Raw genomic sequence first — 14340 nt, forward strand, 5'->3', positions numbered from 1 at the left:
CAAAATAATTGGTTTCTTTTACTTCCTTTAAGTAATTTATGTGAATCATCTTCCTTTTCCATTCTTTTTTATGGTATATAATCCCTAAGGAACCATTTTCAACAATACCCTATACCACAATAAGATAATCTCTATTTATTAATAAATACCTTATTGTAAGTGTATTTCAATAAAAATTACTGAATGGTTTTGAATGGATACGCTCGTTTTTCTTGAGAAAACAGTGTTATCACATTTTCGTCGAATTATTAATGGAGGGTTGAAATGAGGATCACACAATATACCGATCATACGATTCGATTATTGCTTTATTTAGGAAGTAATCAAGAAGACTTTAAAAAGATAGAAGATATTGCAGATCACTATATTATTTCATCGAATCATTTACGAAAAGTGATGCGACACTTTCATCGCTGGGATATACGGAAACAAGACGGGGTCCTTTAGGGGCATTCGTTTAAGACGACGTCCACATGAAATCAACATCGGTCGACTTTTTCGAGAAATAGAACCTCTTCATTTAATTGAACAAATAGATAGCCCACTGTTTCCCTTTAGTAATATAAATGAACGCTGGAAATCAATGTTTGATCAAGCGTTAGATGCCTTTTTGAGAGAACTAGATAAATATACGCTGGCAGATCTTATAGATAATCCAGATGAACTCTTTACCCACCTTTCATTAAAATGATTCTTTTATTAATTACTATGTCAAGTTGTGAATTGTGATTTTTCCATGCGATTAAAAACCATTTTCTCCTTTCACTCCATTCACTCACTTTCATCTCTTCAATCAAAAATTAACTACTTAAGAGTCTTTAATCCATCATTAATTGCTCATGTTGTATTTCTCTCTTGCCTATTTGGAAGGCTTCAAGCACATTCAAATACCAACTGTTGATAAGAATATAGTGTATCATTGGCTAGGGAAGAGGAAATGAGGAGCTTTATATTGAAAACAGAACAGTTTCAATTGATTTGTATGCAAATTGCACTTGAAGAATTTACTATTGCTTATGATATATTACTTTATAAAGAAAGCATTACGCTTAAAAAATAAATAGCCCTCAATCTAATGCAGCAAATTCGTTCGGAATTTGATTTTTTTTGAATGGATAGTCGCAAAACACCTTTTATGAGTAACGTTTTTTGTTTATATGCACAATTGAAGATACTATCATTCTGAAAGTATGAACACAATTTTTTTAACCATGCCTTCTTAAAATGTTAAACTCATCTATTTATCAAGAGTTTTTTTGCCTTTATTTTATAACGCCATAACTTAGGTAGCTCAAAATCATGAAAGGTTCTTTAGGAGGAGAAATTATGTCTTTTTTATCCATTATTTTTGTTTTAATTGTTTCGTTAGAACACTTCTACATACTTGCTCTCGAAATGTTTTTCCTATCTTCTCAAGCAGCTAAACGTTCTTTTGGTCTCAGTGATGAAGCTGTAGCGTCAAAACAAATTCAAACACTTTTTGCTAATCAAGGACTATATAACGGTTTCTTAGCAGCCGGACTTTTATACGGACTGATTCGTGAAGATCAGGGAATTGTGATCTTTTTCTTATCTTGTGTTATTATTGCAGCTTTATATGGGTCTATTACCTCTAATCGATCTATTTTAATAAAACAAGGTTTACCAGCAATCATAGCTTTGTTACTTGTACTTTTGGTATCATAAAGAACAATTGATATTAATATTTTTAAAAAAGTATAAGTTAGACTGTGTAAAGTCTAACTTATACTTTTTTTAGTTTATTATCTTTAATAAAGATATTTATTTAACCTTTTAAAAATTAAAATATGAAACAATGAAAGAATTTTATTGAATTTTCTATGGTAATCTTTTGTATGGCATATGAATTTTTCTAAAAAAAAGCTATATTTTTTACATGTTTGGGTACAATTAGATAAGAACATTATCTATAAATACTTTGTTATTCTGTTCCATTTAAAATTGTCCAAAGGAATGGTTTTATGTCTCGAGACAAAGATAGTACAAAAAAATATTTTTATTTTTTACCTACACGAAAGAAAAATTTAAACTATTTTTCAATCGTCCATGACGAAAGCAAAGTGTCTGAAATTGGGAGCTTTATAGAAAAAGCAGCTGCTAATGGAGATATCATATCTATTGCAGCCATCGATTCTTATCGGATTCTATACTTTGATGCTTACATTGAAAATTTTGACTCTTTTCGGCATGAAGTTTATCTCATTAAATCAAATCTTGAATTAAAAGTACTCCCTTATAAAAATATATTGCATATCAAAATAAAAGAAATTTAAGCTTATTTCTCATATTCGTTTGTAAAATCTACTGTCCTCAATAATAAAAAGATTACGATGATCTCCAAGTTTGTGTATACTTTAGCTAAAAACATATAAATATAATATATGTTATATTCTACAGAAACATGAGGTTAATAATATGATATCTTCACCAGTTCATCCTTTATTAAGTGAATTAGATGAATATGAAAAGAGTTATTATAGACATCATCAAACTATGAACAGCTGGTCCATTCTCCAACTCTATAGACACCTTATTGATAAGAGCAATGAGTTTCTTGATTTTGCAGAGCAATGTGAGTTCGCCCCTCCTTTAGCTACGAAAGGACGAACACGATTCGGGAACTTAGTTTTCTTATATGGTGAAGTTCCATGGGTACGTATAAGGTTTCGAGATGATCTTGATATCGAATTAGAAAATAATTTAGATTATGCTATTCTTAAGGAGAGCGCAAGACAATTAGTTACACGTATCGACCAAGTTAAGACACACGCTCAAACAATAGATTCTTCAAGAAAAATTTATCAAGAAGAACTTGGTTGGTTAAATGTATCCGACTGGCTTGAATGGTTAGATATTCATTTACAGTATCATTTAAGAAAAAGATAGATATTTCATCAACCAGTATTCATTATGTATGAAATTAATAGATCTTCCTGTTTTTCCTGAGCATATAAACTTTTCTTCTTTTATAAAAAAGAGCATCCTTGTCGGACGCTCTTTTTTAAGGGTTAAATATTTAATCCTTATTTTGAAAGATTTCTGTGTTTTCAATACGAATTGAATCTACGATACCGCAATCCATACAAAACGAAAATATTTTATGAGCACCTTGAAATGATCCTTTTGTTGGTTTTAGTGGAATGTAGTCTGTTGCTTCGTGAAATTTAGTACTTCCGCAGGATGAACAAATTTTATTTTCCATTTAGTTAACCTCCATTAAACATTATTAAGATAAGTATTTATTTATAATCTTTGTTTATCATTCGTATCGTTCTGACACTTACTTCTTTCATGATATTTGTCTTATATGCTTTTAACACTACGTTTTCTTTCCTATTACGTAACTTATAAGCAATTATCCCTTTATTTCGATCATAAGTTTCAGAATTAAAAAGTCGTTTTGAAGATGTTTTTATAGAAGTAGAGACGTCTTCAATATCTAAAGCTTTTCCTCCTTGTTCTACCTGAAAGCACTCTAACCAAGATATCATTTCATTTTGACTTTCCATCCTAAGATTTTTAATTTTAAATTTAATTAGTAGCAATGGCATCGTTTTATTCTCGATAGGATTAGGTGGAATCATTTCAATCGTTTTTATGTAGATACTAAATTTATTACTTATATATCGCCTACCATCAAAAAAGTCGTTCTGATCCATGTAAGAAAGATTTTTCATTTTTATTCGTTTTTCAGCTTTACTTGTCTCGTTTTCTGATTGGGTAAGACTCACACAAAAGATCACTAGAAAAAAAAGTGAAGTTATTGGTCTGACCAGTAGCATAGTATCACTCTTCCGCTTTTTCAATTAAGTTGATAAAGGTCGATTTTCTCTCACTCTCATTTTTATTTTAATGCAAAAAAGCGTTTTCTTTTTATATTCTACTTTATCTTATCTTTCTAGTATAAAATAATCAAATAATTGCATCATTATCAATATTATTGAACTCAATTTATTTCTTCAGAAGAATTACTTTATATCACCTGGAAATAGCCGATAATTAAAGAGAAGCTTTTTATTAGGAGGAAGCAGTTTGAATAGTGTAACTAAGTGGCCATTCCTAATTTTAATAGGAATCAGTGTCATGTTTTGGTATGGAAATATGGTCTATGAAGGGTCTGAGTGGATTCGTTTAACTTTTCTTAACACTATTCAACTTATAATTGGAATAGTGAGCACGTTTTGGATTTTACGCCTCTTAAGAAGTCTTAGTACTTCATTAAAGCTATTTTGGCTCTTCCTGAGTATGGGTACAGGACTCTCCTTTATCGGTACTTTAGTTTGGATCATTAACCTCACAATTACAAAACAGGCATTTGAAGCCCCTCCACTTTCATATTTTTTGTGGGCACTATGCTATATATGTTATTTTATTGCTTTATTATACAGACTAAGAAGAGCTTCTATTCAGTTTGCGAATATGACTTATTTTTTTAACACGATGATTTATATGATTGCTGCCATTTCAATCAGCTATTATTACTTGCTTTATCCTTTATATCGTATTGAAGAGCACTCATTAGGAAAAATTACATACACTGTTATTTTTCAAATTGCTGATTTGGGCATTTTATTTTTTATCATTACTCTCTTTTATCTAATTCAGTTTAATAAGAAAAATAAATCCCTGAATTATCTGATCATAGGCCTATTCCTACAAATATTAGGTGATATGCTGTTTGCTCAAATGATGATTAGTGAGAACTATCAAAGCGGAAAGGTTGTCGACTTCGTTTGGACGATTGCTTTACTATTTATAGGTTGTTCCGCATACTTCTATAAAGATGAATCAAAGCTTACGATTGAGCCTAGAACTGCCTTTTTCCCTACATTAAAAAAGGAGTTCCTCTTTCCTTATTTAAGTATTTTAGTTTTATCAATTTTAATGATGGAAAGTTACGATTGGTCACTAAATGCACTTAGCTTCGGATGGATCATGATTTTCCTATTGATCATTGTAAGGCAAGGAATCACGACCTCAAAAAATAATAGATTAGTTTTAAAACTTAATGAAATTGCTTATACGGACATGCTTACCAAGCTAGGAAACCGCGCGGCATTTTTTAAAGAAACACAATATGCAATGGACATGAGTCAACAAGATTTCACTTTTATACTTTTACAAGTAGAAAGAGTAAAAATGTTTAATGATGTTTTCGGTCATCAAACGGGTGAGAAACTTATTAAAGAGGTCTCCAATCGCTTAAAACATACCATTGATATGAATGTTAAATTATATCGTTTTAGTGAAGATGAATTTATGATCGTAACACCACATAAATCCATTGCAGATATTCTGTTATTAAACGAGTCTATTTTTAATGTATTACAGCCGACATTCAAAACATCTGATTTCGAACTGAACATCATTGGACATATTGGCATCACCCATTATCCGAAGCAAAGTATATCCTTGGAAAAAGTTCAACAACATACGGCTGAAGCGCTCTATCAAGCAAAACAGTATGGTAATTATTCTTTTGTTATTTACAACAATGAAATAGAATCAAACCTGCTACGTAAATTAGAAATGGAGTCTCACTTAAAGAACGCAATCAATAATAATCAGCTTTCCGTATATTATCAGCCTAAAATTGATCTCACCTCTGGATGTCTCGTCGGTATGGAAGCATTATTACGATGGGAACATCCAAAATTCGGATGGATTTCACCTGCTGAGTTCATTCCTTTAGCTGAAGAGACTGGATTAATCAATGAAATTGGAGAATGGGTATTATACACGGCTGCACAGCACAACAAACAGTTACAACGAATCGGATTTAAACCATTATTGGTTTCAGTGAACGTATCCGCTCTTCAGTTTCAAAACCCTCATTTTTGCAGCATGGTGGGAGAAGCCCTTGCAAAAACAAAATTAGATCCTGAATGGTTAGAATTAGAAATTACAGAAAGTATTGTTCAAAACATTAAAGAAAGCTTTAACATAATGCAACAAATAAAATCAATGGGTATAAAAATATCCATTGATGACTTTGGAACTGGTTATTCTTCTCTAAATGTTTTAGAACAACTTCCCATCGATACCTTAAAGATTGATAAATCTTTCATCGATCGAGTTTCATATAATAATCCTTCACCTATGGTAAAAACAATCATAGAACTGGCATTAAATCTGGAATTAAACGTTGTAGCGGAAGGCATTGAGACAGTGGAGCAAAAAGAAATCCTTTATAGAAATGGATGTATGATTGGTCAAGGCTATCTCTTCTCAAGACCTGTTGATTACTATACTTTTGTTGACTTCCTTACATCGTATGCACAGTCAAATGTCACTTCGTCCTGAATTAAGATGCATAAAGCAACCGATTGATATAATCGTTGCTCTATGCATTTTATAGTTTATATACCATTACTAATCATTGATTGTTGTCGATTTTCTAAATATTTTTACATCTGCTATGAATCATACACCTATTTTTAGAAGTCATAAATCATCTCTGTTCTTTTACATCTATACTAGTGAGATTAACGTTAAAAGGAGTACGAATGCGGTATGTTCAATAGAATCAATCTGCGTTACTTTATTCTCGTTTTGTATTTACTCGGTTATTATTGCTGGATTTTGTTATATCCAAACTCTCCTTATCAATCCATTGGAAGCAGTATCTGTTCAATCATTGGCCTCTTGATTGCTTTGTATTTTTTGATCCTTACTCTTTTGAAAACCATAAATAAAGAACGCACATTCTGGTCCATCATCACTCTAGGCACATTTTTTTATTTAGCAGCGGAAATTTTATGGATGATATCAGACACTATGTTCGGTAAAGAAGTAATTTTTATCAGTTGGTCGGATGTTTTTTATCTCTTACAAATCATCTGTATTCTCAGTGCATTATTTTATAAAATCATGCATCAAACCAAAATGATCATGCATTTATCTTTCATGTTCGATTTCCTTATTATTCTCATTATCGCAACGACATTTTCTTGGTACCTTTTAATTTCTCCGGTTCTTGCAAGTAGTGCAGCTACACCTTTAGCATTTATCATTTCCCTAGCTTATCCTATTGGTGACCTTGGGATGTTAATTGCAGCTGTCTTTTTAATGATGCATAGATCGTCTCGAACCCATACGTCCTCTATGATTGTGATTATCTTAGCCGTATGTATACAGGCAATTGCAGATTCAGCCTATCTCTATTTAATTTCTATCGATAATATCTCTTCAGGTAGTGTGGTTGATCCACTCTTTATCTTGAGTATAATCTTATTAAGTTTTGCAGGAAGAACGAAAACTTCTAAGTTCGTTATTAAACATTCTTCTATACAACTGGAAAAACTAAACATCTTTCAAGTTTTAATTCCTTATAGCGGGATTTTATTTTTATTTACTTTCATGGTATTTCATTCCAATAGCTTTGACATTATTTCAGCGGGGTGTGGAATATCGATTTGTCTTGTACTCATTCGACAAATTGTGATTGTTCTAGAAAATCAAAAACTTGTCGATAAATATATTCATCAGGCTAATGCGCTAGAAGTAAGCGAAGAACGATACAAGTCGTTGTTCGAATATCATCCTCATCCAGTTTGTTCGATGGATTTAGAAGGGAACTTTGAAAGTGTAAACGAAGCATGTAGTCAGTTATTTAATCTTAGTTCTGATGAATTAGTCGGTCAAAATAGTTTAGCCTTTATTGAAAAAAAGTCGAAAACGATAGTGCTTCAAGAACTCGAATTTGTCTTTAAGGGCTCCCCACGCAGCTATGAAGTCAAAATTCTTAACAGTGAAGGAGGAATCATCTGTATGAACCTCACAAACATCCCAATCATTGTACAAAACGAGATAGTCGGTATTTTTGCCATTGGAAAAGATGTTACAGAGGAAAAAACTATTGAACAACAAGTGAAATATCTCGCTTATCATGACCAATTGACAGGCTTGAGTAATCGATCTGCATTTGAAAATCATTTAACTTCTCTTATAGAAGGAACATTCAAACAATCAGATTTTAAGTTAGCGCTATTTTTCATCGATTTAAACGACTTTAAACATGTTAACGATACCCTTGGTCACGATATTGGAGACTTATTATTGCAGGCTGTAGGGGGACGTCTAAAATCTATAGAGAAACAGTTTGAAATGATTGCACGTCAAGGAGGAGATGAGTTTACTCTACTACTTAAAAATGTGCTGACACAAGAACAATTGAAACAACGAGCCGAGTTAATTCTTTCTGTTTTAAAAGCACCCTATTACATTAACGGCCAAACCATACTCTGTCCTCCAAGCATCGGTATATCATCCTCTCTCACTGACGCAACAACTGCTATGGAAATCATGAAACAGGCAGATATAGCTATGTATCAAGCGAAAAAGAATCGTTTAGGTGCTTATGTTTTATATAGCGACCTCCATCTAACATCTAAACAAAAGTAAATTTAATTTTTTATTTTCCAAACACTATATTTTCAAAAAAATGCCTTTTAATCCCTTTAATAAACATGTATACTTTAATCATGTAATACATGGGGGGGGTTAAACGTTGCATTTTTTTTGAAAAAACGTGTTGTCTCTGAACGATATTGGATTCCTCAATCTGAGTGGCAACGAACATGTGCACGTCGTAACGTAAAAATGCAAACACGTCCTTATGAAACGTTTGTTGGATTAGCCTACAACAAAGAAGAACAACTTGTTCAGATTACCAAAAACACCTTAGCTTCAGCCTCTATTTTTTATGTAACTCTTTTGGAAGAACAATCGATCCATCCGAATATCTTGAACCAGCAGTCTTCCTTAAGTGTTCAGCAGGTTCACCCAGAATCTAAACTTATTGACAGCGTTTCAGAGTTCGAGCTATTGGATTTATATGTAAGAAAAGAAGGGATTGGCGAAAGGGGATTGTTGCTTGAAGCTTTAATTGACGACCTTCAATGCCAGTATAATAAATTTTCTATCCATGGAAGTTATAATCATATCTCGCATTCTGGATTGATCTCTTTAGAATGTTTTTCTCGCTATGGATTTAAATTGGAAAATGGACAATTAATCTACCAAAAAACATAAAAAACGTCTTTAGCCGTGTGCCCCACGAACAAAAGACGTTTTTTAATTAGTATTTTTCATTAAAGTTTATAGCTAGCTTTGCTTGGTTGGTAAAATGACTTGAATGATTGTACCTTTACCAAGTTCGGAACTTAACTCAATTTTCCCATTGTGTGCCTCGACAATTTCTTTACAGATGGCAAGACCTAAGCCTGTCCCCTCAATTTTAGGATATGAACTCGTGTGTGCTCGATAAAACTTATCAAAGACTTTTAATTGATCGTTTTCAGAAATCCCAATCCCCTCATCCCGGACTTGAATAACTATCATAGCCGCTTTCTGCTTCATCCAGATCTCTATAGACCCACCTTCCGGAGAATATTTTCTCGCATTATAGATCAAATTTGTGAATAACTGTGCCATTTTTTCTTGATCTGCTTCGACCTCCATTTTTTCCTGTTCGTTTATTTGAACATTCCATATGTGGAGTAAGTCCTCCTCACGCTGTACCGTTACTATGTTCTGAATGATTTCCACTAAATCTACCGTCTCTATCACAAATGATTGTTGATTTGATTCCATACGTTGTATGTCTAAGAAATTATCAACCAACAAAGATAATCTTTTTGTTTCAGAGTGTATCGTTTCCAAGTATTTCTTCTGACGATCCATATTGTACGATTTAGCTAATAGCAATTCTGTAAATCCATAAATCGATGAAAGTGGTGTTCGTAACTCATGCGAAACAGTTGAAATAAGTTCTGACTTCAGACGATCCACTTCCACTTCATGCGTGACATCTTTTAACACCAACATGATTCCTTTCAAAGATGCATGATAGCGAACTTCTTCTGCATAAATTGTTACTATTTTCGCTCCATCATTTAATGTGATTTGAATGTCTTCTTGTGGAATTGAATTTGAATAGACTTTATCAATGAATTCATTAAACTTTTCTTTCTGATCTACTCGTCGAACTAATAGTTCATTTTGAACGTCTAATGAGATGAGACCCCGGATATTTTGCTTTTCATTATTCTGTTGACTGTAATCAAATAAATTTAGCAGTGCATGATTAGCAAGTACTTTATTGTCTTCAAAATACATCATTGCCTCGCGAATTGAATGGATCAGAGTCGTTGTTTTTTCTTTCTCGACTTGCATCTCATCAAATACCCTCATGCGTAAGAGTGATAACGCAATTTGGCGAGCAAAGGACATCATATCTTCTAGTTCATCTGTTTCAAACGGCATTTTATAGCGACCAAGATAGATACAAGCCAATACTTCATCAGAATCAGCGTCTAATACAGGTACAGCTGATTCGTAGATATAGTACGGGTGTGGTAACGGGTGATCTAGTGCAATCTGTTTAGTAGAGTGCGTACTGCGTTTTAAAAGTTTAGCTCGCTCTAAGAGTGAACCAGGCATCGCTATCTTTCCAAGTGAGGTTTCTGTAATACCGAATGAAAAGATCTGCTCTAAATGTTCTCTGTCATAAAAAATGATTGCTCCAAATTCTGCATGTGTAATGGCTACTAGCTTTTCAATGATTGTTTCATAGGCTGTATATGCTTCTCGAGATGCCAAGGTTTCGGTCAGTTCATTTCGATACTTTAAATGTTGCTCATTTTGAAGTGTAACATTCAATGCTTCTTCGAGCTCTTCTTGTTGAGCATGTAACTCTTCCTGTTGGGCAAGCAGTTCTTCACTTTGCATTTGTAATGCTTCGTTATTCAACTGCAAATACTTTTTTTGTCCAATAATCGATGCTGACATTTGATTGAATGTTTTAGTGAGTTCTCCTAGTTCATCCTGTTCATTTAGAACTGGTATTGGCTCCGTATCACTTCCTTGAGCCAGTCTATCTGCTTCTCGATTTAAACGTTTTAACTGTCGTGTAAGTCGTGTTGTAAAAGGTCGTACAAAGAGTAACGTCAATAGAATCAATATCCCAATATTAACTCCTCCAAGAACTTGAGATGCATTGACTAGGCTACCCAAACTTTTTTGAGCAGCCTTTTCTTGTTTATTTATTTCGTTTCGATAGGTTGTAAATGTTGTTTCCATATCTAAAATGTTTTCTCTCATGTCTAAAGAAGAACTATTACTATTGGACAATTGTTGATTGTCGTTGCTTGCAGCTGGAGTCAACTTCGACAATGTATTTTGTTGTAGGAAAGGCTCATCGATTTTTCCATCTTTTTTCTCTTTAACATAATTGATGACGCTCGGTATGACACGATTTGTATAGGACTCATAAAGGAATCGTGTATCCTTGGCATATTTCGCATCTACTTCAGTTGTCTTATTTAGTTTAAACCAATTTGTTTGTTCTTCGATATTTGCTTTTTCTTTATTGATTTCATTTAATACAGAAGTTTCACCATAAAGTGCGTAACCTCGAACGTCATATTGAAGCATTAACCACGACTCATGTAAGAGAGTAGCTTTCGTCCGGTGTTCACTTAAAGTATCTAATTGTTTCTGTGAATCAATCATTTGGTTTTTTGTATAAAAATAGATACAAAGGGTAGATAAAAGTAATGTTATAAATACGCTATAAAACGCAAACATGATTTGTCTTCCAATGGTTCGATTTAACCAAATTTTCATTTAAAGTTCCTTTCCGTTACTTACATTTATGAGATAAGTTTCTCATTAAAATAAATCTTGCCATCTATTTGTTTTGATTTTGGATAATTGTTATTCAATTATTTTCGAATGTTTATACCATTTGTACCTTTGAAAAAATTATAAGGAGGCGTAGACATGAAGCCATTCCAACTAAGTGTCATATATCTAAAAAATCTGTACTATATTGATGATTACCGGATTGATTGGCATCGCCGGTTTTGGTGTTTCTTTATTACTTGATGGTTTAATGAACAAATTATTTTTTGAAAAAACAGGATATACTTTATTGATTCTTTATTACCTAGCACTGGTACCCTTTCTTTATTCTTTATTTCATGTGTTACGCATTCTCCGATTTATTTCTTTAGACATAATTCCGTTCATCCAAATTTATCAATCGATGCAATCGATCAAAACTTAGCTTTTTATAACAACAAATATAGGAATTCTTATGTTCCCTGTATTTTTTATATCGCACAAGCAGACAATGCAACCGGATTGATACTTATCAGTATTGCTCTGATAGTCATTCCACTAGCATTAGATGCTATCATTATTTGTTGTTAACATGTAATAAAAAAAAATTAACTTTATTAAAGAATAAGTTAATAGAATTCTTTTATACCATTTTTAGAAGAAATAAATATAAAAAAGCTAAATAAATAAAAATATTTAAAATTAAATATTCAGAAAATTTAGTTTTATTGTATTATCTCATTAATTTTCGGGAATAAATAAATATTTATTTCATGTATATTTTTATTTTAACTCATTACGGAGGTGAAAGGATGAATAACATTTGGAACGGAACGTCGTTGAACTTGAACGGCATTCTCGGATCACTCGGCAACTTGCTTGGAGCGATCATCATTTTCTTGATTGGATGGCTCATTGCCAAGCTGATCGCGAACGGAGTTCAAAAAGCGTTAGAGAAGTCTGGGGTCGTCAACAAGTTCTCACTTCAAAAAGAGGGTACGCCACCAAAGAAGAAAAAGTGGACACCTGAAAAAATCATCGGGACCGTCGTCTTCTGGGTTCTCATGGTCTTCGTTCTCATCTTGGTCTTCAACATCCTTGATCTGAACATCATTGCGGGACCACTTGCGGATACGATGAGTACATTACTCGCGGCAATCCCGAACATCTTGGAAGCAGCTCTCATCCTTCTCTTGGCATACGTCATCGCGGTCGTTCTCCGCATGATCATCGTCAAAGCAGGAACGAAGCTGATGGCGAACGACAAAGTACGTTCGAACAAGATGCTTCAAGGTCAGACGGATCTTTCAGCTTATCCAAAAGTAGCAGGGGAGATCGTCTTCTACCTCGTCTTGCTTCTGTTCCTACCGGGTGTACTCGGTGCCTTGAACATTGAGAGTGTCTCACAACCGTTCAGCCAATTGTTATCGTCATTCCTTGGATTCATTCCACGCTTGATTGCTGCGGCAGCCATCTTCTTCGTCGGCTTCCTCGTAGCGAAAATCGTCCGCGATATCGTGACGAATTTCCTTCATGCTGTTGGAACAGATAAATTCGCAGCTCGCTTCAACCTCGGGTCAACGGATCAAAAAGATGCGAAATCACTTTCGTCGATTCTCGGAACAGTCGTCTTCATCTTGATTCTGATTCCAATCACGATTTCAGCACTTGATCAATTGAACATTAAAGGAATCACAGGACCAGCGATCAACATGTTGAACGATGTCCTCGGTATGATTCCAAACATCATCGTTGGTGTCGTACTGATTCTTGTCGGTCTTTACGTCGGACGTTTCATCAAGAAATTCGTGACGGATCTCTTATCACGTCTTGGATTCAACAACCTGACACGTCACTTGAAGATCGGTACGTGGGATGCAAACCAAGCTTCTACATCACCAGCTTCGATCGTTGGTGCACTCGTTGAGATCGTCATCGTCGTTCTCTTCGTCGTCGAAGCCTTCAACTTGATTGGTCTTGACTTCATGGTCGACCTCGGTCGCGCCGTCCTTGCGTTCTTACCGAGCGTCCTGACAGCGATCATCATTCTCGCAATCGGGATCATCGTCAGCAACCTCGTCAAACGTACGATGGACAGCCTGTTCGGTAACTCTGAACTGAAAGTCCTCTCAAGCGTTGCGAAGTATGCGATCCTTGCACTTGCTGTCTTCATGACACTTGATCAATTGGGTGTTGCTGATACGATCGTCAACTCAGCCTTCATCTTGATCTTGGGAGCACTTGCGCTTGCGTTCGGTCTTGCCTTTGGTCTCGGTGGACGTGATAATGCATCGCGTTACCTCGATCGTCTGCAAAAGAAAGCAGAGAACACGGAAGTTGACACATCGAACCTTCCAAGTAAGTCAGCATCGACTTCTTCATCACCGAGCTTGAAAGATGCAGCAAAAGGTGCAGCTTCGCAAGCAGCAGATGATGTCACACCAGATCGTGCACCACGTTCAGCGCGTTCATCTTCAACGGATGAGACGACACATGGTACACCAAAAGGTGCATTGCCAGAAAACGATTTAGCACAACAAGATGATTACCCGATCGACCCGAATGATCATAAAAGTCCTAACTTTGATCGTCCAAAGGATTCACGTAGACCCAACGACCCACCACCTGATTTCAATCAATTTTAAACAAAAAATACAGCAAATGATCAATTCGAAAAGGACATTATTTACTAAT

The 14340-nt window shown here is 34.4% G+C and carries 11 protein-coding genes; 8 read left to right on the forward strand and 3 right to left on the reverse strand.

The features are described from left to right. The first annotated feature begins 418 nt into the window (after window positions 1-418). From N179_RS17305 to N179_RS15645, 4 genes are all read left to right on the forward strand, one after another. The gene (locus N179_RS17305; protein ID WP_423752129.1) at window positions 419-691 is read left to right on the forward strand and encodes an Rrf2 family transcriptional regulator; all 273 of its coding nucleotides are present in this window, start codon (window positions 419-421) and stop codon (window positions 689-691) included. Window positions 692-1326: 635 nt separating this feature from the next. Beyond that, window positions 1327-1686 (forward strand): DUF1304 domain-containing protein, encoded by a 360-nt coding sequence (locus tag N179_RS15635; RefSeq protein WP_055970256.1) that lies wholly within the window; start codon window positions 1327-1329, stop codon window positions 1684-1686. A gap of 296 nt (window positions 1687-1982) precedes the next feature. Further along, window positions 1983-2294 (forward strand): YolD-like family protein, encoded by a 312-nt coding sequence (locus N179_RS15640; RefSeq protein ID WP_053451865.1) that lies wholly within the window; start codon window positions 1983-1985, stop codon window positions 2292-2294. Window positions 2295-2436: 142 nt separating this feature from the next. Further along, complete coding sequence (locus N179_RS15645; RefSeq protein WP_055970249.1) at window positions 2437-2907, forward strand: hypothetical protein; 471 nt, start codon at window positions 2437-2439, stop codon at window positions 2905-2907. Between the two features lie 130 nt (window positions 2908-3037). Here N179_RS15645 and N179_RS15650 read toward each other — a convergent pair whose 3' ends face one another. Next, window positions 3038-3223 carry a hypothetical protein gene (locus N179_RS15650; protein ID WP_053451864.1) on the reverse strand — a complete coding sequence of 62 codons (186 nt, stop codon included), beginning with the start codon at window positions 3221-3223 and terminating at the stop codon, window positions 3038-3040. 37 nt (window positions 3224-3260) lie between these two features. Continuing rightward, on the reverse strand, window positions 3261-3803 hold the full coding sequence (locus N179_RS15655; protein WP_053451863.1) for a DUF5067 domain-containing protein: 543 nt from the start codon (window positions 3801-3803) through the stop codon (window positions 3261-3263). 250 nt (window positions 3804-4053) lie between these two features. Here N179_RS15655 and N179_RS15660 point away from each other — a divergent pair, with 250 nt between their 5' ends. The 3 genes from N179_RS15660 (at window position 4054) to N179_RS15670 (ending at window position 9054) form a co-directional block, all read left to right on the forward strand. After that, entirely contained in the window at window positions 4054-6324 is a 2271-nt protein-coding gene (locus N179_RS15660) for a putative bifunctional diguanylate cyclase/phosphodiesterase (RefSeq protein ID WP_055970246.1), read from the forward strand. Window positions 6325-6534: 210 nt separating this feature from the next. Then, window positions 6535-8424 carry a diguanylate cyclase domain-containing protein gene (locus N179_RS15665; RefSeq protein ID WP_055970243.1) on the forward strand — a complete coding sequence of 630 codons (1890 nt, stop codon included), beginning with the start codon at window positions 6535-6537 and terminating at the stop codon, window positions 8422-8424. A 117-nt stretch (window positions 8425-8541) separates the two neighbouring features. After that, entirely contained in the window at window positions 8542-9054 is a 513-nt protein-coding gene (locus N179_RS15670; RefSeq protein WP_053451860.1) for a hypothetical protein, read from the forward strand. 72 nt (window positions 9055-9126) lie between these two features. Here N179_RS15670 and N179_RS15675 read toward each other — a convergent pair whose 3' ends face one another. Further along, window positions 9127-11649 (reverse strand): ATP-binding protein, encoded by a 2523-nt coding sequence (locus N179_RS15675; RefSeq protein ID WP_055970237.1) that lies wholly within the window; start codon window positions 11647-11649, stop codon window positions 9127-9129. Window positions 11650-12458: 809 nt separating this feature from the next. On the opposite strand from N179_RS15675, the gene N179_RS15680 reads away from it, so the two are divergent. Beyond that, entirely contained in the window at window positions 12459-14291 is a 1833-nt protein-coding gene (locus N179_RS15680) for a mechanosensitive ion channel (RefSeq protein ID WP_075643136.1), read from the forward strand. Window positions 14292-14340: the final 49 nt, after the last annotated feature.

Source organism: Exiguobacterium indicum HHS 31 (assembly GCF_001939065.1).
Classification (GTDB): domain Bacteria; phylum Bacillota; class Bacilli; order Exiguobacteriales; family Exiguobacteriaceae; genus Exiguobacterium_A; species Exiguobacterium_A indicum.

Excerpts from the sequence above, each read along its gene's own strand:
- N179_RS15635 (WP_055970256.1), top strand. The coding sequence starts at position 1,327 with ATGTCTTTTTTATCCATTATTTTTGTTTTAATTGTTTCGTTAGAACAC.
- N179_RS15640 (WP_053451865.1), top strand. The coding sequence starts at position 1,983 with ATGTCTCGAGACAAAGATAGTACAAAAAAATATTTTTATTTTTTACCT.
- N179_RS15645 (WP_055970249.1), top strand. The coding sequence starts at position 2,437 with ATGATATCTTCACCAGTTCATCCTTTATTAAGTGAATTAGATGAATAT.
- N179_RS15650 (WP_053451864.1), bottom strand. The coding sequence starts at position 3,223 with ATGGAAAATAAAATTTGTTCATCCTGCGGAAGTACTAAATTTCACGAA.
- N179_RS15655 (WP_053451863.1), bottom strand. The coding sequence starts at position 3,803 with ATGCTACTGGTCAGACCAATAACTTCACTTTTTTTTCTAGTGATCTTT.
- N179_RS15665 (WP_055970243.1), top strand. The coding sequence starts at position 6,535 with ATGTTCAATAGAATCAATCTGCGTTACTTTATTCTCGTTTTGTATTTA.
- N179_RS15675 (WP_055970237.1), bottom strand. The coding sequence starts at position 11,649 with ATGAAAATTTGGTTAAATCGAACCATTGGAAGACAAATCATGTTTGCG.
- N179_RS15680 (WP_075643136.1), top strand. The coding sequence starts at position 12,459 with ATGAATAACATTTGGAACGGAACGTCGTTGAACTTGAACGGCATTCTC.